Annotated in this window: 13 protein-coding genes and 1 pseudogene; 7 read left to right on the top strand and 7 right to left on the bottom strand. The window is 59.1% G+C overall.

Annotation, left to right across the window (positions count from 1 at the left end; genetic code table 11):
* Window positions 1-32: 32 nt before the first annotated feature.
* The 3 genes from L0U82_RS04390 to L0U82_RS04380 all read right to left on the bottom strand — a co-directional run bounded on the left by L0U82_RS04390 (window position 33) and on the right by L0U82_RS04380 (window position 10,066).
* A complete protein-coding gene (locus L0U82_RS04390) occupies window positions 33-6,857 on the bottom strand; it encodes a YDG domain-containing protein (protein ID WP_233828746.1) in 6,825 nt (2,274 codons plus the stop codon).
* Window positions 6,858-6,882: 25 nt separating this feature from the next.
* Window positions 6,883-8,652 carry a ShlB/FhaC/HecB family hemolysin secretion/activation protein gene (locus L0U82_RS04385; RefSeq protein ID WP_233828745.1) on the bottom strand — a complete coding sequence of 590 codons (1,770 nt, stop codon included), beginning with the start codon at window positions 8,650-8,652 and terminating at the stop codon, window positions 6,883-6,885.
* Window positions 8,653-9,439: 787 nt separating this feature from the next.
* Window positions 9,440-10,066, bottom strand: a complete 627-nt coding sequence (locus L0U82_RS04380; RefSeq protein WP_233828744.1) for a LysE family translocator — start codon at window positions 10,064-10,066, stop codon at window positions 9,440-9,442.
* A gap of 115 nt (window positions 10,067-10,181) precedes the next feature.
* Between L0U82_RS04380 and L0U82_RS04375 the strand changes: the two genes are divergently transcribed.
* The 4 genes and pseudogenes from L0U82_RS04375 to L0U82_RS04360 all read left to right on the top strand — a co-directional run bounded on the left by L0U82_RS04375 (window position 10,182) and on the right by L0U82_RS04360 (window position 12,753).
* A complete protein-coding gene (locus L0U82_RS04375; RefSeq protein WP_233828743.1) occupies window positions 10,182-10,634 on the top strand; it encodes an Lrp/AsnC family transcriptional regulator in 453 nt (150 codons plus the stop codon).
* 112 nt (window positions 10,635-10,746) lie between these two features.
* A pseudogene (locus tag L0U82_RS04370) lies at window positions 10,747-11,551 on the top strand (lipid II flippase Amj family protein).
* 100 nt (window positions 11,552-11,651) lie between these two features.
* Window positions 11,652-12,062: a hypothetical protein gene (locus L0U82_RS04365; RefSeq protein ID WP_233828742.1), complete on the top strand. Its 411-nt coding sequence runs from the start codon at window positions 11,652-11,654 to the stop codon at window positions 12,060-12,062.
* A 91-nt stretch (window positions 12,063-12,153) separates the two neighbouring features.
* Window positions 12,154-12,753 carry a hypothetical protein gene (locus L0U82_RS04360; protein ID WP_233828741.1) on the top strand — a complete coding sequence of 200 codons (600 nt, stop codon included), beginning with the start codon at window positions 12,154-12,156 and terminating at the stop codon, window positions 12,751-12,753.
* Window positions 12,754-13,351: 598 nt separating this feature from the next.
* Here L0U82_RS04360 and L0U82_RS04355 read toward each other — a convergent pair.
* The 3 genes from L0U82_RS04355 to L0U82_RS04345 form a co-directional block, all read right to left on the bottom strand.
* Window positions 13,352-14,851, bottom strand: coding sequence for a hypothetical protein (locus tag L0U82_RS04355; protein WP_233828740.1), 1,500 nt, complete (start codon window positions 14,849-14,851; stop codon window positions 13,352-13,354).
* A 434-nt stretch (window positions 14,852-15,285) separates the two neighbouring features.
* Window positions 15,286-15,921 (bottom strand): hypothetical protein, encoded by a 636-nt coding sequence (locus L0U82_RS04350; protein ID WP_233833110.1) that lies wholly within the window; start codon window positions 15,919-15,921, stop codon window positions 15,286-15,288.
* Window positions 15,922-15,932: 11 nt separating this feature from the next.
* Complete coding sequence (locus L0U82_RS04345; protein WP_233828738.1) at window positions 15,933-16,493, bottom strand: hypothetical protein; 561 nt, start codon at window positions 16,491-16,493, stop codon at window positions 15,933-15,935.
* A gap of 882 nt (window positions 16,494-17,375) precedes the next feature.
* Here L0U82_RS04345 and L0U82_RS04340 point away from each other — a divergent pair.
* Window positions 17,376-18,101, top strand: a complete 726-nt coding sequence (locus L0U82_RS04340) for a hypothetical protein (protein WP_233828736.1) — start codon at window positions 17,376-17,378, stop codon at window positions 18,099-18,101.
* Window positions 18,102-18,731: 630 nt separating this feature from the next.
* On the opposite strand, the gene L0U82_RS04335 is transcribed toward L0U82_RS04340, so the two are convergent.
* Window positions 18,732-19,496 (bottom strand): hypothetical protein, encoded by a 765-nt coding sequence (locus L0U82_RS04335; protein WP_233828734.1) that lies wholly within the window; start codon window positions 19,494-19,496, stop codon window positions 18,732-18,734.
* A 776-nt stretch (window positions 19,497-20,272) separates the two neighbouring features.
* Between L0U82_RS04335 and L0U82_RS04330 the strand changes: the two genes are divergently transcribed.
* Both L0U82_RS04330 and L0U82_RS04325 read left to right on the top strand, forming a co-directional pair.
* On the top strand, window positions 20,273-20,848 hold the full coding sequence (locus L0U82_RS04330) for a hypothetical protein (protein WP_233828733.1): 576 nt from the start codon (window positions 20,273-20,275) through the stop codon (window positions 20,846-20,848).
* Between the two features lie 401 nt (window positions 20,849-21,249).
* Complete coding sequence (locus L0U82_RS04325; RefSeq protein WP_233828732.1) at window positions 21,250-25,107, top strand: type VI secretion system Vgr family protein; 3,858 nt, start codon at window positions 21,250-21,252, stop codon at window positions 25,105-25,107.
* The last annotated feature ends 1 nt before the right edge of the window (window position 25,108 follow it).

Here is a 25,108-nt window from a genome sequence, read left to right as displayed (position 1 = left end):
CCGGCTTCTTGTTACACGACTCCATCTCAACGTCAGCTTTGCTGGCTATTCGACGCCTCCAGCACCACGGCCTTGATAGCCTGCACATGCACACCGAGCCGTTTTCTCGCGACTGCCAACCCGTAACCCGCCGCGTCCTCGTCGCGCTGTTGCGACACATTGGACGGCAGATTCACGAGCAGCGTGCCGTCGTTGAGCAGGCGCACACGCATCTCGAGTAGTTCGCCATCGGCGCGTGCGACCACGCCGCGGACCCACTCGCCTCCAGCGACACCCAGATCGGGCGTGTTCGAGCCGAGCGTGGCGACGCCTTCCAGCGCGATGTCGTTGCCCTTGTCGACGACTTCGTAAGTACCCTTGTTGTCGAGCTTATCGGCGCTCTCGGCGCGGAACACGACCAGCGTGTTGTGCGCGGCGGGCTCCTCCTTCTCGTCGCCGAGGGCCAGACTGGTCCAGCCGTTGGCTCTGACGATCGACGTGTCCAGCACCGGAGTCGCAGTGTCGACGTCGTGCATCCCTTGCGACGTGTTGCTGCCCGGCAGCCCGTCATACAGTCCGGCCACCGACTGTGGCGTCGTGCCGAGCGTGGCGACGCTGTCGCCCGCCGCATGATTGCCGCTGCCGCTGGCATTCTGATCGGACCTGGCCGTGCCGTTCACGCCCTGAGTCGGCGCAACCAGCGCTACCGGCGAGTAATTGGTGGAGATGTCACCCGTGCCGATTGCAGCCTGCGTGTCGAGCACGTAGTTGCCCTTGTCCGCGCCGGTGAGCGACAAGCCCGTGCCGTAGACCGACTTGCCTGCGCCGACGTTCTGGTTGTCGAAGCTTCCCGTGTTGCCGGCCACACCGAGGTCGTCACCGGAGATGATGTCCCCCGAATTCAGTGCGACGTTGGCCAGTTGCGCCGCGGTGGTGCCGTCGTACGTCTTGCCGGAGACTGTGCCGGTTACGGTGATCGTTTTCGGCGTGATGGCTGCAGTGGCTACCTGTGCCGACGTATCGAGCACGTAGTTGCCTGCATCGGCACCGGCGAGCGACAGGCCCGAGCCGTCAACTGCCTTGCCATTGCCGACGTTCTTCGTGTCGAAGCTGCCGGTGCTGCCAGTCGCCGAAACCGTATCGCTACCGACGAGACCGGCCAGCGTCACGTTGCTCAACTGCGCGTTAGTCGTGCCGTCATAGACCTTGTCGCCAGCCGTGGCCGAAGCCGTGAGCGTTTTCGGCGTGATCGCCGCCGTGGCCACTTGCGCCGATGTATCGAGCACATAGTTGCCTGCATCGGCACCCGCGAGCGACAGGCCCGAGCCGTCAACCGCCTTGCCGTTGCCCACATTCTTCGTGTCGAAGCTGCCGGTACCGCTAGCGGAGACCGTATCGCCGCTCACAAGACCCGCCAGCGCCACGTTGCTCAGTTGCGCGGTAGTGGTGCCGTCGTAGACCTTGTCACCCGCCGTGGCCGTAGCGGAAATCGACTTCGGCGTAATGGCGGCCGTAGCAATCTGCGCCGACGTATCGAGCACATAGTTGCCCGCATCGGCACCGGCGAGCGACAGGCCCAAGCCGTCAACCGCCTTACCGTTGCCCACATTCTTCGTATCGAAGCTGCCAGTACCGCTGGCCGAGACCGTATCGCCGCCCACGAGACCCGACAGCGCAACGTTGCTCAACTGTGCGGTGGTGGTGCCGTCGTAGACCTTATCGCCAGCCGTGGCCGAAGCCGTGAGCGTTTTCGGCGTGATGGCTGCCGTGGCTACTTGCGCCGATGTATCAAGCACATAGTTGCCTGCGTCGGCACCAGTGAGCGACAAGCCCGAACCGTCAACTGCCTTGCCATTGCCGACATTCTTGGTGTCGAAACTACCAGTGCTGCCGCTCGCTGAAACCGTATCGCCGCTCACGAGACCTGCCAGCGTCACGTTGCTCAGCTGAGCGCTGGTCGTGCCGTCATAGACCTTGTCACCCGCCGTCGCCGAAGCCGTAATCGACTTCGGCGTGATCGCTGCCGTAGCAACTTGCGCCGACGTATCGATCACATAGTTGCCTGCATCCGCACCCGCGAGCGACAGACCCGAGCCATCAACCGCCTTACCGTTGCCCACATTCTTCGTGTCGAAGCTGCCGGTACCGCTGGCGGAGACCGTATCGCCACTCACGAGACCCGCCAGCGTCACGTTGCTCAACTGCGCGGTCGTGGTGCCGTCGTAGACCTTGTCGCCGGCCGTCGCCGTAGCGGAGATCGACTTCGGCGTGATCGCGGCAGTCGCAACCTGCGCCGAAGTATCGAGCACGTAGTTGCCCGCATCGGCACCGGCGAGCGACAGGCCCGAGCCATCAACCGCCTTACCGTTGCCCACATTCTTCGTGTCGAAGCTGCCTGTGCCGCTAGCAGAAACCGTATCGCCACTTACAAGACCCGCCAGCGTCACATCGCTGAGTTGCGCTGTGGTGGTGCCGTCATAGACCTTGTCACCCGCCGTGGCCGTTGCGGAAATCGACTTCGGTGTAATGGCCGCAGTCGCAACCTGCGCCGACGTATCGATCACATAGTTGCCCGCATCAGCGCCCGCGAGCGACAGACCCGAGCCGTCAACCGCCTTACCGTTGCCGACATTCTTCGTGTCGAAACTGCCGGTACCGCTGGCCGAGACCGTATCGCCGCTGATAAGACCCGCCAGCGTCACATCGCTCAGTTGCGCGGCGGTCGTGCCGTCGTAAACCTTGTCGCTAGCCGTCGCCGTTGCGGTGATCGTTTTCTGCGTGATGTCGGCCGTCGCGACCGCGGTGCCATAGTCGATCACGTAGTTGCCTGCTTCGGTGCCGGTCAGCGTGAGGCCCGTGCCATACACCGACTTGCCGTTGGCGACGTTCTTGTCGCTGAAGGTGCCCGTGGTGCCGGCGACGGCCACGTTGCCGGCATCGCCGGCGAGCACGCCGGTGACCACCTGCGGATTGCTCAACGTAGCACCCGTGTTGCCGTCGTAAACCTTGCCGCCGGCTGTCGCGCTGACCGTCACCGTCGCCGGGTTGATCACGCCGATGTTGCCCTGGATCGCGCCGCCCGTCGCACCGACATCGCCCGTGCCGCCACTCAGGTTGTAGCCGTACACGCGGACCTGATGACCCGACACGTCATCGTCGGCGGCATTGCTGTCGCCGCCGTTGGTGGCCGTGCCGATCGTCACGCCGGTCGCGCTCACCGTCTTGCCGTTCGCGACCGTGACCGTGCTGCCGTTGACGCTGACCGAGCCGTCCGGGTTGGCGTTCTTGTCGCTGAACTGCGCGCCGCCGAGGCCGATCTGACTGACCGCTACCTGCACGTTGTCGCCGTCGATGCCGTTGCTCACGAGTTTGACGTTGCCGCTGGTCGTCAGCGCCGAGCCGGTGGTGCCGTCCTGATACGTGACGGTCGTGTTCGTCAGGCCGGTCGTGCCGTCGTAAGTCTTCGTGACCGCGCCGACGAACGTCGCTTCCACGGTCGGCGAGACCTTGTAGACCTTGCCGTTGACGATCGAGTTGTCGAACGCCGATGCGCCGGAGCCGCCCGTCAGCGTCAGCAGCTGAATGAGCGTGTGCGTGCCGTCGATGAGCCGGGTGTCCGGATGCGTGTCGGCCTGGGTACCGTTGGCGTAGCTATAGGTGCCGTCGGCCTGAGCGAACGCGCCGTCGGCATCGAGGTAGTTCCCGTTGTAGATCTTGAAGTCGTAGGTCAGGCCGCCGGTCACGTCGAGGTCGGGCGAGTTCGAATAGGTCAGCCAGCGGCCGCCCGTCGTGAATGCATCCGAACCGCGATCGTTGACGAAATTGCCATTGGCCGACGATGCAATGATGTCGTCCCCAGCGGTCACGGTACCGTCAGCCGTGATCGTCACGTTACCGGTGATGTTGTCGTTGTTCGCGACGCCGGCCACCCATGCCTGGCCGGCGGACGGCAGCGTGCCCAGTTGATCGATCCCGTCACGGGCATTCTCCGCCTGCAGCACCACCGAACCACTGCTGTTGCTCAACGCGCCGTTGACGACGATGTTGCCGTTGATCAACCCGAGTTCTCCCGGCACGTTGAACGTGAACCCCGGCGTCACGGCGCTGCCCATGCCATTGACGGACGATTCGACTTCGGTCGTACCGGTGCCGTCCGCGCGGCCGATGATCAGACTGCGCACGCCGTCGGCTTCCAGCTTGGCCAGATCGGTCTCGCTGATGAAGGTCGTGCGCGTGGTCTGGCCGCTCACTGTTCCGTCGCGATTGACCGTACCGTTGCCCAACATCACGCCTTCGGTGTTGTTGAAGAACAGGTTGTCGCTGGCGTTCTCGGACTTGAGCTGCAGATCCACGCTGCTCAGGCCATTGATCGTGGTACCGGCGTCGAGGGTGATTTCGGAGCCCTGCAAGCCGACGACGGACGATGTCGTCGCGTGACCGGTCGCCTTGTCGGTGGTCGTCATCGTGACGTTGCCGAGACTGACCGAGCCGCCCGTGTTCTGGATGTCGGCGCCGCCCTGAATCGTGTAGCCGGTCAGATCCAGATTGGACTGCGACACGATCAGTTGGCCGCCGAGAATGACGCCGCCGCTGGCGCCGCCGAGACCCGACCAGCCCATCGCATACTGGTTGTACGAAGTGTTGGGGCTATTGCCGGTAAAGCCCTTCGCCCTGGCGATATCCAACCCCGTGTACAACTGGCCACTGCCCAGATTCGTGACACCGGACAGCAGCGCGTATGACGTGCTATCCGTGCCGAAGCCCAGATAGAGATTGCCGTTATTGGTGGTGATGTTATGGCTCAGGATGATGTTCCCGACGCCGCCGCTGTCAGCATCGCCCGATACCCGGACATAACCGCCATGCGTGGTGAGGTTGCCGTTGACGGCCAGACCATCGGCGCCCAGCAACGTAATGCTGCCGGCCGCGGGATGATCGGCAAGCGTCGTATACGCGGTGCCGAGCCTGTAGTTCGAACCCACGTGCGCGGGCATGTCGGCGGGGCCCAGGTTATTGGACGGATCTGTCACGTCCGTGTCGCTGCCGACCACCAGATTGAACACGCCGAAGTTACCGGTGACGAGCGAGCCGCCGCTTTGCGGTTGACCGACCGTGCCGGTCCCCGATCCCCCTGCTTCCATGTAGATGAACGCGTTGCCGGATACAGCCAGCGTGTTGTTGCTGTTCATGAACTGTATCGAGCTGTGCGACGACGCCACCGTCTCGACATACACGCTCACGCCGGGCTGCATCGTGATCATGCCGTCGCCGGTGACATAGGCGTTCGTCAGGCCGTCGATCGTCGGCGCCGCGTGCGTGGTGGTCGATGTGATGGTGTTGCCCGAGCCGTCCTTGTTCAGATCCTCGAACGTGATGTCGCCCGACGCGAGCAGCGCAACGTTCGCGGTCTGCTTCTCGAGCGTGCCTTCGTAGATCTTCATGTCGCCGGTGGTGCCCGTGGTGCCCCAGCCGGAACTCGCGCCATTACCCGGGTCATCGCCGCCATAAATTTCGATGGTGGTCGGATCGAGCAGCAAATCTCCGACCACGCCCTTCGGAGCGAGTGCATTGGTCACGCCGGTGTAGTGCAGCCCGCCCTTGCCCGATACTTCCGCGAGGCCGCCGTCTCCGCCATTGGCGCCGCCGCGGATGAAAATGTTGCCGGCGAAATCGTTGTTGCCGTCCGACCAGAACGTGACCGTTCCGCCGTCGCCCTTGCCGGTCGCATCGGCGAATACGTTCACGTCGTTGCCGGTCGTGACCGAGTGCGCGTTGCCGATGCTGGCATCTTCACCCTTGAGCCCGCCACCGACCTTGACGGTGCCGCCGCCGGTCGCGCCGCTTGCGTTGATCGTCGCGCTGTTCACGGCGATGTTCGTTCCCGCGACGATGACGTCGCCGCCAGTCCCGGTCGTGGACGACACATCCAATGTGCCCGACACGTTCGTCGTGCCGTTCGCGGTGTCGTTGTCGAGCACGATCCGGCCATTGCGCGATACGAGGCTCTTCGCCTCGATGACGCCGGTGTTGTTGACAACGCTGCTGATGGCGGCATCCGCCGCGCGCGCGCTGAGCAGCACGCTGCCGCCGTCGGCGGAAATCGCACCGTCGTTGCGCACCAGCGCATTGAGCACGCCGCGATCGACATTGACGCTGACGAGCCCATCGCCTTCGAAGTCGAGGCTGACCGCATCGCCCGCGGCCATCGCCACGCTGCCGTTGGGCGTGCTGATGGTGCCGCTGTTGCTGACCTGCGGCCCGATCAGCGCGACCACGCCGCCCGCGGCCGTGATGTTGCCCTGGTTGATCACGGCTCCGCCCGTGGCGCCGCCCGTGAAATGCGCTTTACCCGCGAGGAAATCGTCGTCGCTGATATTCAGTGACGATGCAACCAGCCCGCCGACGTTGACCTGGGCGCCTTTGCCGATCACCACGCCGCCGGGATTGAGCAGCCACACCTGGCCGTTGGCGCTCAGGTTGCCGAGAATCTCGCTGGGACCGCCACCGCCGACCACACGGTTCAGCGCGATGCTGTTCTTGCCCGGCTGCACGAACCGCACACCGGCGTTGCTGCCGATGTCGAAGCTGCGCCAATTGGTGACCAGCTTGTCGCTCGTCTGGGTGACGGTCATTTGCGTGCCGGACTGCGCGATGCTGCCGGAGCCGGCGGTGATCGCGCCGCCGGTTGGCAGCGGTCCGCCTGCCCAGGCCGCGCTCGCGAACGAGCCGACGCTCACGGCCAGCAACGCGGCCGTCAGTTTGCGGCTGACGCCGCCGCGCTTGCCGCGCGCCGGCGAGTTCTCGGCGACGGCAACCCAGCAGTCCGACGCGGAGCTCCAGACCAGACGATAAACGTGATTCAGCGATGTGCTTTTCATGTAGAAATCCCCTTTATTGTGTGGCTTAGAACGCCATGCCAACCTGTACCCACGCCCGCCAGCTGGTATCGAGCCCATCGGAATTCGCACCCGACGGACTGCTGCCCGGATTGCGGCCGATCGTGCGCGCCACGGCGCCGTGGATGTTCCAACGGCCGCTCCACACGTTGACCCCCACCCCCGCGGAGGTCAGCCAATAGCTGTTGGTGTTGTCGGCATTGAGCGTCGAACCGGCCCAGGGCTGGTGATGCAACGTGATCTGCCCCGCGTCGACGAAGCCCAACGCCTGCACCTTGACGTTGGGCAAGCCCACGTTCACATAGCGACGCAGTTCGAGCGTGCCGAGCCATCCCTCGTCACCGGCGCCCTCGCCCACCGGATAGCCGCGTACGCCGGTCGGTCCGCCCAGCAGAAATTTCTCGGAGCTGTCGAGGTTTGCGTTGGCAAGCTGCGCGGACATGCCGGTGTAGACGCTCCAGTTCGTGTCCAGCGTCTGCAGGCGCGAAAGATTCAGCGTCAGCTTCGCGTAGTTGCCCGCGGTACGCGCGCTCACGGCATCGGCCGCTTCGTCTTCCGGATTACCCGCCAGATTCGCGTGGCCCAAGGTCAGTGCGACACGCCCTTCCATCAGGCCGCCGGCGCCGAGGCTATCGAAGCGGTTGCCGGTGAGTGCCAGCGTGGCATCGTCGAGTTTGCGGCTGCTCAGGTTGGTGCCGAGTGCGTCGTCGTCGAGCTGCTTGTGCTCGTATAGCAGCGACGCATTCAGGTTCTGCGTTCGGCTGCGAATCAGCGGATAGTCGAGGCCGACCGATCCGACCACCGCGTGACCCGACAGATCGAGCGCGCTGTAGGCATCCTGGTCGACGTGGTAGTGCAGATACGAACCGCCCAGCAACAGATGCAATCCGCTCGCTGTAAGGGGCGCGCTGTATCCGAGGTTCGCGAGTTCGCTGCCGCTCGTTTTGGTGAACCCCAGTGTGAGCTGGTCGCCGATCCGCAACGGGTCGTTGATCGACAGGATCGCATTGCCGCGCGTCGTGCCGGTACTGCGATTGCCGTAGTTGTCGACGGAGAGCTGGCCGCTCACGAGAGGACCTTCGGTTGCACTCACAAGCAGTTTGCTGGTGCCGGGCTCGTTGCCTTTCGCGATCGATGCATGCGCACTGATACCCGGCTGGTCATTGATCAGCAGCAGTGCGCGCTCGAGATCTTCCTTCTTCAGCGGAACACCCTGCGGCAACGCCGCGGCAGCGATGGCGGCGAGACGCTCGTGGCTGCTGCGCGTATCGCCGCTCACGCTGATGCGCTCATCGCCCGACTGCAGACGCCCCGCTGCCAACGTGATGACGAGGTTGCCGTCAGTCAGATCCTGCGGCGGCAGATAGGCGCGCGCCAGCACATAGCCTCGTCCGCGCAGATACTCGGTGATCGTGTCCGCCAACTGCTGCAGGCCCGCATGTCCGAGTGTCTTGCCCACCATCGGCTGCGTCAATGCGGGCAGGTCTTCTTTTGCCGCCAGATCGGTATCGCCGTTGAACGTAATCGAATGCAGCCGCACGCTCAATTCGGGCGCCTGCGCCGGCACGCCCGGTTCCGGCTGCGCGGGCAGACCCAGCTCCGCGGGCGCGGTGGATTGCGGCCTCGGAGGCTGGCCGAGTTGTTGCTGCTGGTTGAGCAAACCGCCAGCGCTGGGCAGCGCCTGTGCGTGAGCGTATGACGACGCAAGAATCCCGAGCAACGCGATGCTGTACGGAGAAACGACTTTGATCCGATGGCGAGTGTCTGGCTTAGGCATGAACTGATGTACCTTCTTGTTCCTTAGAGTGGGTACTGCAGGGAATTCGCGAGCAGGCTCAAGCAGAGCCGGCCTTCTTATTGGGCCGGCTCACGTGGTGAGTTTCAAAAGGGCGCACGTATCCGACGCGCGACAGGCGTGCTGTCACGCGGAAGACCAACATTCGCAAAGAGATCTATTGCGACAACAGAAGACTTTCCGCCATCGACTGGAGAGCTATTCGAACGCGGCGATCAGAGCGGAGTGATTGAATTGACCAGAAGAAGTCCCCTTTTTGCGGCAGCCCTATCGCTTTACCTCATGAATCGCTGTTCGGAGATTCGAGGGCGCTCGCGAGAGGACATCGTTTTAGTTTTGAGCGCCGCAATTATGGTCAATTCACATTTCGTTGACAATAAGTTTTTATACAACTTTCAATTTAACAATTATCCTTTCGGCGCTAGTGCTGTCATTTAACGATTATCTTGAAGAGTGGGAGTGCCGGACTGAATTGGCGTTCGGCCTCGAATGAGAAGTGTGCAAACGTTTGCGTAATATAGAGTAATAATGTACTTCTCTTTTTTGAGTACTCTCTTCGTCACCCGGCTCTACGCAGCATTTCACTGACCGGAATTCCGTCTAAAACTATTGCTTTCGACCGGTGCGTCGAGTGGCTTCGAACGATGGACCACAGTGTTTCGTATCGAGTTGGAGAGGACCTAAAAAGCGACAATCACCAGCAATAGATATCGACATCCGGATAGCAACTCAACTTCCGAAATTCGCCATTCCCGCTCAGATGATCCACTCACCCGCGTAGCGCACGAAACTGCTCCAGCAGCAACAACACAGCGACAAGAATCATCGCCGCGCCAGAGAACTGGCCAACCATTCGCGAAACCTTCGGACGGGTACGCAAAATGAACTTCGACCCAACCGCGACCAGCGAATAAACAACGGCACAGTTCGCAATTTGCACGAATCCCAACGCGCTGATTTGTGCGGAAATCGGCCACGCTTGTCCTTGTCGTGTGAATTGCGGCAGCAGCGCGAGAAAAAGCAGCAGCGCCTTGGGGTTCATGCCGCTGATTGCGAAACCCCGCACCACCCAGCCCAATTTCGTGTTCGACGCCCTCCCCTCACCGGCCGTCGGTACGGATGGACGTGTGAGGATGCCACCGCCAACCCAGAGCAAATAAGCCGCTCCAACAAATGTCAGTATGGTGAGCACGACCGGCACGCTCGCAACCAATGCGCCGATTCCCGCTGCAACGACCAATGTGATCATCAGATAGCCGCACAACATGCCGGCGATAGCGGGTGCGATTGCGCCCCCGCGCATACCCGCCGATATCGCGTAAGCCCAGTCCGCGCCTGGGACCATCACCAACGAAAAAGACACGACCCAGAATGCGGTCAACAAGCTCGCTGCCAAGGAACTCTCTCCCATTCATTACGACATTGCGATGGCGAAAAGCATACGGAATCGGCCGTGGAAGGTGCTCCTGATTTCTTGCCCGCTGGCCCTTGTGTGAGCTAATATCTTTCGTATGGATGCGATAGACCGCAAGATTCTTGCTGAACTACAGAAAGACGGACGACTTTCCATCACCGAACTTGGCGAGCGGGTGGGCCTCAGCCTGTCACCGTGCCAGCGACGGGTTCGAGCGCTGGAGCAAGCCGGCGTCATCAGCGGCTACCGCGCTGAGATCAATACTTCGTCGGTCGGCCTGGATTTTTCCGCGATCGTTTTTGTGACGCTGAAAGAGGCGAACGTAAAGAGTATTCAGGCGTTCGAGGCGGCGTTGCATCTGGTGCCTGAAATAACGCAGGCAGAGCGGTTGTTTGGTGACCCTGACTATATGCTTCACGTCGTCACGCAGGATTTGAGTGCGTTTCAGGCTCTCTATGATCGGAGCTTGTCGACGTTGCCGGGTGTGTTGCGATTGACGTCTACGCTCGTTATGAAGAGTGTTTTTGAAAACCGGCCGCTTCCGCTTTGAAGGTGGTGGGCGGTGTTTGTAGGTGACTTGAGTCGCGTCCTGGTATCGCCACAGTCGGCCGGTCACGTGCACTCCGGTAGACTTCGATCCTTGCCAACTTCGCGTCGACGACATGGACATTCAACTGTGGACCATATGCGGGCTTACGTTCGTCATCCATGTGATAGCGACGCTGGCGTACGCCGTTCGTATTGCGGGTGTCCGCACACGCCGTATCGCCGTTTCATTCTCGCTGTTCGGAATCATCGCGCTGGTTTCCCGCACGGCAAATTCCTTTCAAGGACCATTTATCGCAAAGCGGGTTGAACTCGATATTGCGCGTCACATAGAACATGGTTTGCTTGGGGGACTTTCGGCTCTTTCTGCTCACCGCCACCGTGGCAAGTGCGGTCGGCGCGTTTCTGATTCCCACATTTCAGCGGTATTTCAGCCGGGCCGTTGACCACTTCCAGGCGAATCGCTCGATCCCCCGTCTGCTGCTCCATATCTTCAGTCGCGGAGGCGTCAGCTACCTCCGGCTCGGCGCGCGGCTCCCATCCCGACGCAATGTCACTCAGCTAACAACGGGCGCAGGCGTTTCCTGGAAAGTCATCGGACTCAACGTCGTCGCGATGGCGATCTGGACGGTCGGCGTTTTCGCGTCGCTCTATGCAGGCTACCTGAAACCCGACCTGCGAGTGACATGCGCGAATCTGTCGTCGGTTATCAATGGCTTTGCGACAGTGGTGTTGGCGGTTGTCATCGATCCGCAAGTTTCGGTGATGACCGATGACGTGATCGAAGGCCGCATTTCGGAAAACAGCTTCCGGCGCGCGATTAAAACGCTCGCGGGTGCTCGTGTTTTGGGAACACTGTGCGCGCAGGTGGCGCTCGTTCCGGCAGCACTGGTCATCGTTCGCATCGCCGAAGTCATCTAGCGCGGCCGCAACCGGTTGCTCGACGACAGCGCCTAAATCGTCGAAAATCGCGCATCGCAAGTCTGAGTGCATGCCACCTTTCAACGCGCTATCAGCACAAATGGCAATCCTCGCGAATCCCGGCAGTACAGAAACGCCCGCTCATCGGCTCGTGATCATCGAGGGCATCATGGGTTCGGGCAAGTCCACAACGATGCGGTTCATTGCCAGGCACCTGCAAGACTCGGGGCAATCGGCATTGCCGTTGCATGAGAGGGCCGAGCCTCACCCGGTGCGAGCGACGGACGAACTCGAACACTGGTTCGAACCGTGGAGAGACACCACGCCGCGCGATCTCGCCGACCGCGCGCTCTCCCGATGGACTGCTTTTGTCGAAGCGACCCAAAGGGATTCATCAATTCCGGTGATGGATGGTCAACTGTTTCATGGTGACCTGACTCACCTGCTGCTGATGGACGCGGATTCAGCACTGATTTCCGACTACGTAAGCGCATTGGCCACAACCAGATAGTCGAGACCGTCTCGCGGCTCGCTGACAATCTAGTGCGTGTCGGTCGTTTGTTCTACGCTGCGAGGCTTAATATCCCTGGAGAAAATGAAAATTGAAAATCCGGTCGATCATCTTGTGCATCCTGTGGATCAGCCTGAGTTCAATTTTTCCCGTTGCGTTTCTCCTGTCCGCCGCCGCGTCCGACTCCTTCGTGAGTGGTACGCTTCGTGGCAGATTCAATCCCCTATGGATCGGGTTTGGCGCCGCCATCCTCGGTGTTGCCGCGATCTGTATCGCGCCTCGGACGTCGACGAAGCAGGTGAATTCGAAGATGCGGATTAACGGGCGCCGGCTGATCGGCTTGCTATTTTTCCTGGCGTATCTCGTCCTTACCGGATCGATGCTGGCAGAAGCCGGTGAACGACTACTCGTCCGAGCCACGTCCCACGAAGACCGCTACTACCTGACATCCGCGCAACCAATGTCAAGGAAATGCTCAAACCCCGTAACATGGTACGACCGCCAGGTCGACGATATGGTCTTCACATGTTCGACGTTCGCTCTCTTTGATCATCCGGCAGCTTCGTATGCACGCAGAGCGTCGATCGTTCATGTGCTGACCGGTCCGTATGGTATCCGTGTTCTCTCCATTCACGCCGTTGATTCTTTTTTTGGCCAGCAAGATCTGAAAGCGATGAACGATCATCGCTAATTGCTTGCGGCTCCGCGAGGAGTACAAGATTGTTCGCGTGGCCATTTTGAATGGCCCATGTGGGGAAATGCTCATCATCCGCTCCGGGTCGATTACACGAATCGCGTCAGCTCGCAGTTCAATCTGGAGCGCCAATGCAGCAACAGGAGATCGGCTTCAGCGCTGTGTAGCGAGAGCGTGGCGGGATGGACTTCGTATGCTGCCGCATAGCTCGTTGATGATGCTGACTCGCGAGGTCATCCTCGTCCCAGCAACAGTGATCGCGGCAGCATGTAGCACGTGGATCTATCGGCGGCATGCTTCGGAATTGTTGATAGCGGGACAAGACAGACCGTCGTAGGAATGGCCGAGCCGACGTCGTGGGGCGATTTAAGCGAGCGTCCAAGGTCCGATTCCCGGTCGCGGCGATTTTTCCGCTGCGGATTCAAGCGGTCGATGCAATACACACCGCTGTCACTCCAACAGCTGATTCATCTCCGAAACCTCTCGGATACCCTGTGGGAGCGAAAGAGGCGCACGGGTATTCCAAGGAAGTAGCGCGGATAGTGCTTTGCTTGATGGTACTGACGTTCACAGCCCCTGACATCCCGTTCAGCGCTCAGGGACTAGACGCGGTAGTCGAGTGCTGTGAACTGACGCAATCGTATGCAGTGCTCGTGCTCGTGCTCGAACCAGATTTGCCCTGCTGCGGGGTAGCCACCGGGAGAATCGAATATTTGACACCCCTCGTCGCCGTTATGTCGTATCCCTGTTTTCCCAGTTTTCTTTCGTTGGGATTTTCAGCGAACCAATTATTGAAATCCTCCGCGTCGGAATAGCTTGCAAAGATAAGTTCGTTTGATTTTTGATTGACAATCGCTCCGATTGTGTTTCCGTTTGGAGCGACCAAGTGATAGCGCTTGGGAAACTCCTCTGGTCGCACGAGAACCTGAGGGCCCATATCCACCTTTCCAGAAGTGATCGTTACGTTCTGGTTTCCCTCCAGATAGTACTTCCTCGTTTCGTCGGAGGGAGTCCGAAGCTGATAAGACAGCACGACGTTGGCGCACAAAGCCGTCAACGGTGGATCCTGCACTTCGGTTATTGAAATTGAGAGCTTCGCGCTCGGAATAGCCGTGTTGTTCTTGAAATATCCAGCCGGATTACTGATCAGAAATCCAGATTGAAGCAGCGCGTTTTCGGGGAGCGAGATTGTGATCGGAGAAATGGTTACATTTCCGCTTAGATCGATGCCCCGCTCGCTCTCTCGCACAAGAGTAATCTTTTCGGGTGTAATGGCGAGATTTTGCGCCTCGTACTGAGCAGAAAGATCGGTTGTGCCTTCGCTTGCGTACTGCGTGCTCAAATCTCCCTCGGCTCCCCCTTTGACCGCTCCCGAAAGTGTCGGCGAGAGCTTTCCGGTCAGCGAAGTCGTCATCGTGTTATGTACAGTAGCGATCGACTGGGCCTGTATGCTGGTGGCCGGCACGGTATAACCCGCAAAGACGAACTGCAATCTTTTAGATAGAGGCGAATCGATGACTATCGGAGTCAACTCGACGACGACCTTCATCAACCGATCGCCCGGTCGTGCCTCAATTGCTTTGGACACGGTGACCACGAGCGTCCGCTGGAACTCATTCTCCTCGACGACATCAGATCCGGCATCCTTCGCGTCACTGCTCTTCTTCTTTGCGATGAGCGCCTGAAGCGCCGAAGCGGGGTCCTTGCTTGTCGCTGCCAGTCTTTCGATGAAAGCCTGCTGTCCATGATCGGACAGACGTTCGAGGCCACTGCTCGCGGCGCTACCGCTCGCGGAGTCTGGCTGCGCCGCTTGAGGCGAAATCGCATAGCTCGCGATCGACGCTGTCGGCACGGATTCACCACGAGGCATCGTGGCGATCGTGCCGTCCGACGGGACCCAAGTGGGCGTCGATGCCCATCGATACTGCTCCGGATGGCACGCCGTAAGTAACCCGACGAGAACCAGCATCGGCAAACGCGCCATGCGCTTGCGGAGGATCAGGAGATCAGGCATACGTGGGCGGAAAGCGGTTGACCGGTTTGCTGATTCATCACTGTCTTCTGGTGAATGGGATGAAGATTGTTGTGGTTCCATGAGCCGGGACTCACCAAGGGATCAATGAACGGCATGGCGTCGATTTCCGCGCAGGTGGCCGCTATCGCCGACACTTTGACCGGATCCCTCGAGCTATACCAGAAGACATCCAGGACCAATGCATATGACATGGAAAATCACCTCCATATTGTTCTTGCTTCTCGCAATGGGGAAAGCCTCTTTACCTCTTCCGAGTGTGCCTTGCTGTCTAAGTCCTGATGAATCGGCGCGCTAGCTTACGTTTCAAACTGGTGATAAGCGCAAACCCGTCCCCGTTCAAGCCACCTGTGAATCGGAATGCGGGCTTGCGCACAAAACCGGTAAGGGCGTTTACCCTTCCGGACGAACCCGCTTGTAGAACAGAAATGTGCCCATCTTCTATGCGGCGCTTCTTTAACATCTCCCTGCGGCGTAGGTCCATCCGGTCTTTTTGTTCAATGCGCCGCCTGCTGCGCCCCCGTCCCGTTCTGCGCGGTACTCGTCCCAAGCGCCTGCTCGATCGCGCCAGGCAACTTCTTGACCGCCTCGATCGTTGCTCGATCCGCCGATAACCCGAAGTTGTGCTTGAACTCATCGAACTCAGCATGGCCGCTGCCGGTGACTTGTGGCTTCGCGATAATCTTTCCGGACGGATCCGAGACCGTGCACGTCAACGTGACACTAAAGTCGGTGGGTGGCCACGTGAGCAAGCTCGATGACGACGAACTCGTCGCAATCTCCGGCGTGATGATGTATGTGAGGCCTTTCGCACGCGCAGCCGCTTCGTTCGGCGCTTCGTCGAGCTTCACCACATTTTTGAACGTCTGCGACAGTGCGAGATAGACCGGAAATTCAAGATCGTGATAAGGCTTGTACGCAACCTTGTCGCCGCCGCCGCCGGGCGTCACGGCTTCTTGCGTGCGCATCGCATTGGTGACGACCAGACCGACGGCTGCATCGATTTGATCGGGCTTCTTCTCCGGCGTCATTGAGGCCGCGTCGGGTGAGATAGTGATGTTGTGTGCGCATCCCGCAAAAAGACTGATGCCGACGCACAGGGCGGCGAGGCGAATGTATCGACGAATGTGCATGAATGTCCCCTTTAGTGAATGGCTTTTATGAAAACCGGATCGGCGTAGAGCTTCGCCAACAAGGTCTGTACGATCTGCGGATATGCGGCAGTTGCGTTGTTGATGGCAACGACGCCCATAAACGAGGATTCCCAACTGCCCGTCGCGGATTTAACGCTGTCGTAGACGGCGTCTGAGCCGCGACGCACGATAAACCGTGCCGAGATGGTCCCTTCTCCGCGCGACAGGCCTGACGCGTCGATATCGTTCTTGAGCAGCACGCCGCTGACCTCAAACTTCGCATTCGGCGACAGGTCGCCTGCAACGGCGAATTCCTGCTCCATCGCGTTCGACAAATACGTACCAAACGAGTCGCCGACCGGTGAGTGCATGCGAGCGGCGCGCAGGTGTACGGGATAGGGATTTTCGTTAGTCTCAGGCGCATCGAACGGCTTGATGCGTGCTTCGACTGTACCCGACGACTTCAGCGTCTGAAGATTATCGACAGACGGAGCATATTTGGCCGCGTCGACTGACGCACATGCGGTGATAACGCAGCTTAGCGCCGCGCATACAACGGTCCTACTCAACATCGGTGGTCCCCTGTTATTGAGTTGTTATGCATACATTTGTTGGATTGCGGTGCGAGGAACGTCTTAGCCCAGAACCGGCGCACGTCGATCGTCGTCTCAGGATATCTGCGACCAGTTCATACGCGATCAGCAAGTCGCCGCGTTTATAAGAGTCGGCCTCACATTTCAACTTACGGCGGGAGCGGACAAAACTTTAATGGCGCCGCGGCCGAAGTCGATGGCTATTTTTTTATTCGAACTATAGTTCAATTACGAGGGCGCGGGAAATTGGCTCAACCGTTCAAGCGACGTCGACCACCTTCGCATGTGCACGACTCGAAGATGCCACGTCTATAGGTGCTTCATTAGACAAAGGCGATGATTCGAAGCTCAAGGACCTCGTCGCGCAGCATCTTTGCGTGAACATTCTCCGGAACGTTCCGTGGCAGGTTCAGCGCGTCAGTGCCCCTTGGGTCTTAATTTCCATCTCTGGGCTACCAGGAGCCGCGGAATGGTCTCCATTGGGCAAATACTCGGCCGTCAATCCGAACTAGTCACTCCACATGCCGTTTCCGGCGGAAAATCTGCCGCTGGCGTCTGTGTGCGAATGTCCGCTTAGGGTATCGGTAAATGGCGGTTGGGCGTGGCTAGGGAAGATCGACTGGACCTGAGAACTGTCTTGAAGTCAGGTAGTTCGAGCGGAATAGGAAGCACGCTCTATGGCATCGCCTATGCCAGATTCCAGCTAGGGAATCTTCAGCGTTGCGCTAGTATCACGAGACGTTAATAAATCAGCAAAAGCACGACAATCGGGGGGCGCCAATGCGGCAACAGGAGATTGGGTTCGAGCGCTGCGTAACAGGAGCGTGGCGGGATGGGCTGCGGATGCTGCGGCATAGCCCGTTGATCGTCGTCACGTCGATCGCGGTGCTCTTTTTTATCGGCATCTGGCAAAACGATCTGGCCGCCGGTCCTGATCCACACTCGCTCCATGTGAGTTTTGCGAAGCTCGGCTTTGTTGTAATACACATGCTGATCGTCACTGCGCTGGTGTTTCAGACCTTGCGTTTCATTCTGCTTGGCGATCAGGCCGTCACGTTGCGATCGTTCGTGGGACGCGATTTCTGGCGCTATGCTGGCCTGGTTTACGGCTTGATGCTCGCGTTTATCGTGGGCTCCGTGGTAATCGTGGTCGTGCTTGGTTTCGCTACACGCGCGCTAGGTTGGCGCGGACCGTTCTTTCCTGTCGTCGCAACCTGTCTTTGCATGCTGCTGCTAACCTGGGCGTGGATACGTCTGCGAATCACCCTGCTTCTCACCCACGTTGCACTGGGCGGCGCCATGAGGTGGCGCGCCGCGTGGCGCGACACGCGCGGTCACTCCGGGCGTATCGCGCTGGCATATCTCGGCGTGACGATTTCGGTGACGGGTGCCGCCATCGTGATCGGCATGCTCGGCGGACTGGTGGCCTCGATACTGGATGACGGCCGCACCGGCCCGGTGATGCTGCTGACGCGCGAGGTCATCCTCGTCCCGGCAACGGTGATCGCGGCAGCATGTAGCACGTGGATCTATCGGCGGCATGCGTCGGAATTGTTGGTGGAGGGGCGGGATGGGGGCAACCATTAACGGCGACACAGTTCGTGCTTCTTCACAAGCGCGGTCGCGGTTAGTGAACTTCACTCATGAGATGTACAACCGAGGCGGTTCGCAGACTACTCGCAACACTCCTATTCCGTGCCCCGGACATGGAACGCGAAGGGCAGAACTAGTGGTGGCTCATCTTCTGCGCCGCGACAACACTGCGGATAAATCAACATTGGTTCGTAATTCGAGTTAATCAACTGATATCGAATTGCATCCGGATTGTTCACGATCTCGCCGCTAAGCCTGTATCTACTCAATATTCCAAGTGTTTTGACGGTGATCCAGTATTTAAGAGGTACATCCTGGCTAACGATTGTGCTCGAATGTGCCGCTGCGTTTAGCAACGCGATGATTCCAAGGGCGCACAGTATCTTCTTCGACATACCCGGTTGCGTGGTGGTTGATCTATCCGAGACTATACGTTTGATTCGAGGGAGAACATTGTGTCGAAAGGCCTTCGTGGGTCAATCCACACCGATCGAGCAGCTTGCCGTTCGTCCAACAACGGACATTGACCCGGCAGGCAACGTGGTAACAATCTTCTTTCGCCTCAACAGCAATTACGGCGCGTCGTGGAGATGCCGACGCGCCGTTTGAAGAAATTGAAGAAGATCAGTACTTCATCGCCGCGTTCAGACTCGAGATTGCCGCCGCGTTCAGGCGGATCTGATAGTTCTGCGTGTCGTAGGTCGTCGTGATCGAGTTTGCGGTTGCGACCGTGTATCCGACATCGCCCACGACAGTTCCCGACTTCATGCAACTGCCGACGTACACGTTACCGTTCAACTCGTAATACGTGCGGTATTCCGGCGTTGCCAGATGCGGACGCGCCGTGTTGGCGACATAGATCGTCACACCGCCAACCGTCGTCGTCGTACCGTCCGTTGATTTGTACGTCGTCGAGTCGGTATTCGACACGATACCGCCAGCGTTCATCAACGCGGCGATCGTCGTGCCCGTCGCCACAGGAGTCGGCTGGTTGCCCGTCGTCGCTCCGGAGAAGTCATCTACGTAATAGACGTCACCGAGCAGCGTGGCCGTAAATTTCACGTAGGCGGCGCCCGACTGCCAGTTCACCGAAGGATCAAGCAGCGTCGGGTTCGTGAACAACGCGTTACCGTACTGTACGAGGTCGGCCGGCGACGACGCCACCGTGCCGGCGAGCGGTACAACCGAATAGTCCGAGCGCAATACGCTTTCTACAGACGTAGTCCCGTCCGCCGACATCCGGTCAAAGCGAACACCGCCGTTCTGGTAACTGACGTTATTGACGGTCAACGACTCGACCACTACCGCACCATTGACCAGCACGCGCGTCGGAATCTGTGTCTGTACGCCAAGCGTCTTTGAAACCGGGCTCGGCGAACTGACAGTCATCTTCTGGTTTCCAGCACTCGCCGGCGAGGCAGCGATCGATCCATGCGTTTCGACCAGGAAGTTCTTGTTACTGACAGGTGCGCCGACCGGTGGCAGTGACCACTCCAGTTGATATGACGCATTCGGCGCAAGCAGGAATTGCTCAGAAGCCTTCTGGTCGGCTGACAAGGAAACCGGCGGATTATTCCCTCCTCCCCCTCCGCCGCCTCCACACCCAGCAAGTAGCATGGAGAGAGCGAATGCCGTCAACGCGTGCTGCTGCGCACGTTTTCTCATTGTTATCACCCGTGATGAATCTTGTGTGGTTTGAGATCGATATCTTTATTTACGATTCTCATTCAATTTTCTTTCGACTGTACGCGAATTGCTTCGGAATTGCTCAACGTATTGCGATTAAATCCGGATTCGCGAGACGAGAGACTACCTGATAAATCATGACTGGAAACATGGTCAATCGTAGTTTTTTATAAAGACATTGCTAATCTAATAATGTTTTTTACATACGACAGTGCCTGGCAAACGTTAAAGCCTTCAACATCACTCGCAGATGCGTTGACAATCGACTAGCGGCGACGTGGACCCGAACGCTGTATCCGCTGCTAAACGTTTGGCTATCTCGACTCAAATCAACTCAGCGAGAGTAGATCGATCAAATGTCACAATCTCCGACTCCGAGTGCCCGCTGTGCGGAATGGTGAAAGATCGCGCCGAGTACCGAACAAAGTGCAACCGTACATACAAAGCCGCCGCTTCATCCAGTCCGTTAGCCAGCAACGATGAAAACTCAAAACCTTTCGGATCGCCTTGCGGTTTGGCCTTTAGCCACGGGGATGCTCGTCCTTGCGTGGGTATTCTTCGTGATGAGTTGGCCTGTGGCGGCCTACGCCTTTTCACTGCTTTGTCCGTTCTGGGCCGTGCCCTTTGGCATATTCGTCGCTATTGTGTTGATTTGCGCGTTGTGGTCACTTGTTGCATCTGTCCGTCACAAAAGATGGCGAAGCGCACTCTCCGTTCTGACCTTTCCTGTGTGCCTCGCGCTCTGTCTACCTACTGCTGCATGGGCCGACAGGATTTCAAATGAAATACATTTTGTGCTGAAGAAGAACGAATATCTCAAGGAAGCACAGTCAACCGTCTGGCAACAGCGCAACGTCCTGCCATCGTTCGATTGGGGCGGCAACCCCATGATCGGATTCAAGCGACTCCTCGTCTTTGATCAATCCGACGAGATTCTGCTGCCGGCTGACAAACGTTCGCCTGCCTGGAACGAGCGCGCTGAACCTATTCTCGATGGGGCGCCCTTGAATGTCGTTCAATTGTTAGGGGGACACTTCTACGTTGTTGATAAGTGAGCACGTGTCGCGCGCGTCCCCGCGTATCAGAAGGCGATGTCCCTCGGCAATCGCCTGCCCGCTCAGTTCTTCGTCCTGGTTATCCACGAAGCCGAGAATACCGAGACCTGGATCGGCTGACAGATCGATATCGTTCGCCGTCTTACCGACCAATCGCGAACCTGCGTGCACGCGCAGCCGCTAAACACTATCCGCGATCCGATACTGCTCGACGAGCGGCTGCGCATGCTGAGAGATTGATATCTGAAAACGCGGTCACTCATCGATGCAATGCACGACCACACTGGGCGAGTGCCTCAATTCATGGTTTTTCTTACTTGGGCTAAATTTTAGTCCAAATCCGATAGACAGCGGAGCATGCGCTTTCGATACTGGCGTTCGTCCTGTTACGCGACGTACGCATGCTCAAACCATTACAGCACCGCACATTAGGTATTTCTGGAGACGCCCTGCCGACTTGGGGCGGTCAACCCGTGCTGGCGCCGATGCGTCTGCGCGGTACTGAAACACTCGGTCGGCTCTATCGGTATGCGCTTGATGTGGTGACGGTTGAGAGGCCGACGCTGTCGCGATGGCAGGCGCAGGAACTTGTTGTGCCGGATGACCTGATCGGGCAGGTTGTTGATGTTTCGATTGATTTTGCGGATGGTGGGTTTTTTGGCAGCGAGGTGCTGGGGTCTGGCGATGCAGTCGATGTGGTTGATGCAGGGATTAGCCGCCGTACGATTTCCGGCCTCATTACAGACGTCGCGCTGACCGGCACCGACGCCCGCCGCGCTTACTACCGCTTCACCGTGCGCCCCTGGCTGTGGCTCGCCACGAAGAACCGCGAGAGCCGGATCTTCCAGGAAGCGAGCGTCGTCGACATCACCGATCGGCTACTCAGCGTGCACTATCCCTGGCAGGTTGTGATGGAGATTGGTGGCCCCGGTATGGGGAGCAGTTATCCCAAGCGCGATTACGTGCGTCAGATGTGGGAATCCGACTTCGACTTCCTCACACGCATCTGGCGGGAATGGGGCATCTACTACCTCTTCGACGGCATGACGCTGGTGCTGTGCGATTCACCCGGTTCGCACAAAAGGCACTGCAACGTGTACGACCGGATCCGCTATCGCGCGCCCGACAGCCATCACGTCGATGAAGATCATATCTACCAGCTCCAGGTCTCGCGTCGTATTACAGCGGGCAGGGTCAGCCTGACTGATTACGATTACACGCGTCCTGCCGCGCAATTCGATGGTGGGTTTGCGGACCATAGCGACAGCGCGCACGACAACATCGAACAGCACGGATGGGGTGATTTTTCGCAGCCGCTCGCCGGTGCGGCGGGATTGTCGGGTGCGCCCAATAACTGTCAGGACGAAGCCGGCTATCTTGCGAGCGTGCGCGTCGATGCGATGCGCAGCCGTGGTCTGCGTCTGAAGGGACGCGGCAATCTGCGCGGGCTGACAACGGGGAAGACGTTCTGGCTCGATGAGCATCCGCAGCGGGAGGTCAATGCCGAGTATCTGGTTGTGTCGACGACGCTTGATATCCGTAATCCGGCGCAGAGCACGGAGTCTGGCAGCCAGGAAGCGAACGATGAACCTCGCCGCTGCGTGACCGGTTTCGTGCTGCAACCTGCCAATACGTTCTTCAGGAACCGTCCGAAGAAGAAGCCGCACTGCGCCCGCGAAACGGCCATCGTCGTCGGCCCTGAAAATCAGCGCGTCTGGGTCGATGGGTATGCGCGTGTGAAGGTCCGCTTCGTGTGGGACCGGCTTGGCCCAAAAGACGAGAACGCCACCTGCTGGCTGCGTGTTTCATCACCGTGGCAGGGCAACGGGTTCGGCGCGATCTACCTGCCACGTACCGGTCAGGAAGTCACCGTCAGCTATCACGAAGACGACCCGGACAAGCCGTACGTTTCCGACCGGATGGTCAACGCATGGAACCAGCCGCCCTGGAAGCTGCCGGATAATCGGGCGCTCTCAGGCATCGTCAGCCGCGATCTCGAATGCGGCTATCACGGCCAGTCCAATCACTTTGTGCTGGATGACACGCCGAAGCAGCTTCAGGCCCAGCTCGCCAGCGATCACGCGCAGTCGCGGCTCGTGCTCGGCTACAACACGCGCATCGTGCGTAAAGCCGGCCGGCAGGAGGCGCGCGGCGAAGGGTGGGAACTGGCGACCGGTGCGTGGGGTGTCGCGCGGGCCAACCGGGGCTTGCTGATTACCAGCGATGCACGCGACGGTGCCAACGCGCCCGCGAAGGATCTGAGCGAGGCCGTCTCACGGCTCACACAGGCGCGCGATATCCATGAGGGTCTTGCCGGTCTCGCGCGACGGTATGAGGCGCAGGAACCGAAGACCAGTCAGGGCGATGTATCGGATGCGATCGGGGCGCAGAACGATGCGATACGCGGGGCTGTACCGAACGAAAGCGCGCCGTTTCCACAACTCGCGAGGCCGGACATTGTGTTGGCCAGTGCGGCGGGTGTCGGCATCACGGCTGCACAAAGCGCGCATCTGGCGAGTGCTGAACACGTTGCGCTCACGGCAGGCGAGCATGTCAGCATCGCAGCGCTGAAATCGCTGCTGGCATCGGCGGTCAATGGCGTGCGGATATTTACGCAGAACCTCGGCATCCGGATCAGGGCGGCAGCGGGCAAGGTACTGATCGAGGCGCAAAGCGATGACGTCGAGGTCATTGCGCAGCGTGTTGTCAGCATCATCAGCAGGACGGACTCGATCAATCTGATCGCCAGCAACGAGATCGTGTTCCAGGCAGGCACCACGAAGGTGGTGATCAACGCGCAGGGGTATCGGGTCTATACAGAGGGTGAGCATCGGGTCCATGCAGCGAGTCATCAGAGAGATGTGCCGGTGGCCCTACCCGTCAGCACGCCGGTGACACCTGATAAACCCGGCCGGCTGGCCGCGCATTACGTGCTGATCGAACACGATACCGGCTTCGCACTTGCAGGGCAGCCGTACCGGATCACGCTGGATGATGGTCAGGTGATCAGGGGTGTCACAAATGCGCTTGGGGAAACGCGTCTGGTCACGAGCAATGTGCCCGGGTTCGCGACAGTCGAACTGTTCGCGGCGAGTGAGCCAGACAAGGTCATTGCTCTCAGTAAAGGGGCTGTCATCCGGGAAACAGATGAGCCATTCAGAGGCGCCGGGCCCAACGCTGAAAAGCGCAGTGCCAAGGTCGCTGGAAAGCTCACCGCAACACCCAGTCAGGGCGCAACGACAGAAGACAAGCCACCTGAATTCGTGTCCTGTGATCCGATGAACTTCGGGTTGCGGTTTCATCACTTCATCAACGGTGCGCGAGAGAGTGATGCGCCGGCGGGCATGTCGATGCGCAAAGGCGTTGAATACCCGGTGACCAGGGCATATACGGCTGCGATAAAAGCAGCGTTGAAGGGAATTGATTGGTCGCGAGTTACCTGGCCGCTAACTTCCAACTCCAAGGCGGCGATTCAAAACGCGGTCAAGCAGTCACTGCACAACGCACTTCGAACAGGTCCCTTTGGATTGCCACAAAGCTATACCTCGCCCTCGGACAGTGATGATGCTATACCGAAAATTGTGATCATTGGTCCAGATCGCGCGGAGCAGTACGGCCTAAGGCAGGATGTCAGCGCGGCGTTTGTAGGGGGAGACTGGCTTGTCGTTGTCAACGAGAGTGAGATTGCGCGCATCGTTGAAGTTAAAGACCAGCCGGATTCCTTGGGTGACCGCCTCAGGTCGTTTGCCGATACGCTGTATCACGAGGCCCGTCACTGCCAGCAGTACTTCTGGATGTTTTCCCTCCTCCAGCATTTTCCGGGCGACTACGGGGATCTGCCGAACATACGGGAAGTATATGCGTCATCAACGTTCAAAAGCGCCTTCGCGGCGGCTGGGGCAACACCCATGCCAGACGATCATCGCGTCCACATCAGCTTGCACAGGATGCTGGTGTTTCATTACTACTGGCTGATTTCCTACATGCAGGACAAGTTCGGCTGGGAATATGTCAGGCGGGATATCCCTTTTGCCGAAAAGAAGGTCTGCGACCTGCTGAACATCTCTCCTGAAACCGCACAAAAAATGGCGCGATTCGAAACCGGCTACAGGAGCCAACTCCATGAAGAAGATGCCTACGCATGCGCGGAAGTGGTTCAGGCTTATTGGCAGAACGCTAACGATCCTCTCGTTCGCAATCCCGGTACATGCACAGCCCAATATGTCGACGCCATCAGGACCATCGGAGCAAGGAGCTGAT

This window comes from Paraburkholderia sp. ZP32-5 (genome assembly GCF_021390495.1).
In the GTDB taxonomy this organism is placed as follows: Bacteria; Pseudomonadota; Gammaproteobacteria; order Burkholderiales; family Burkholderiaceae; genus Paraburkholderia.
Note: the sequence above shows the minus strand (reverse complement) of the source record. Positions and strands in the feature narration are given on the sequence as shown.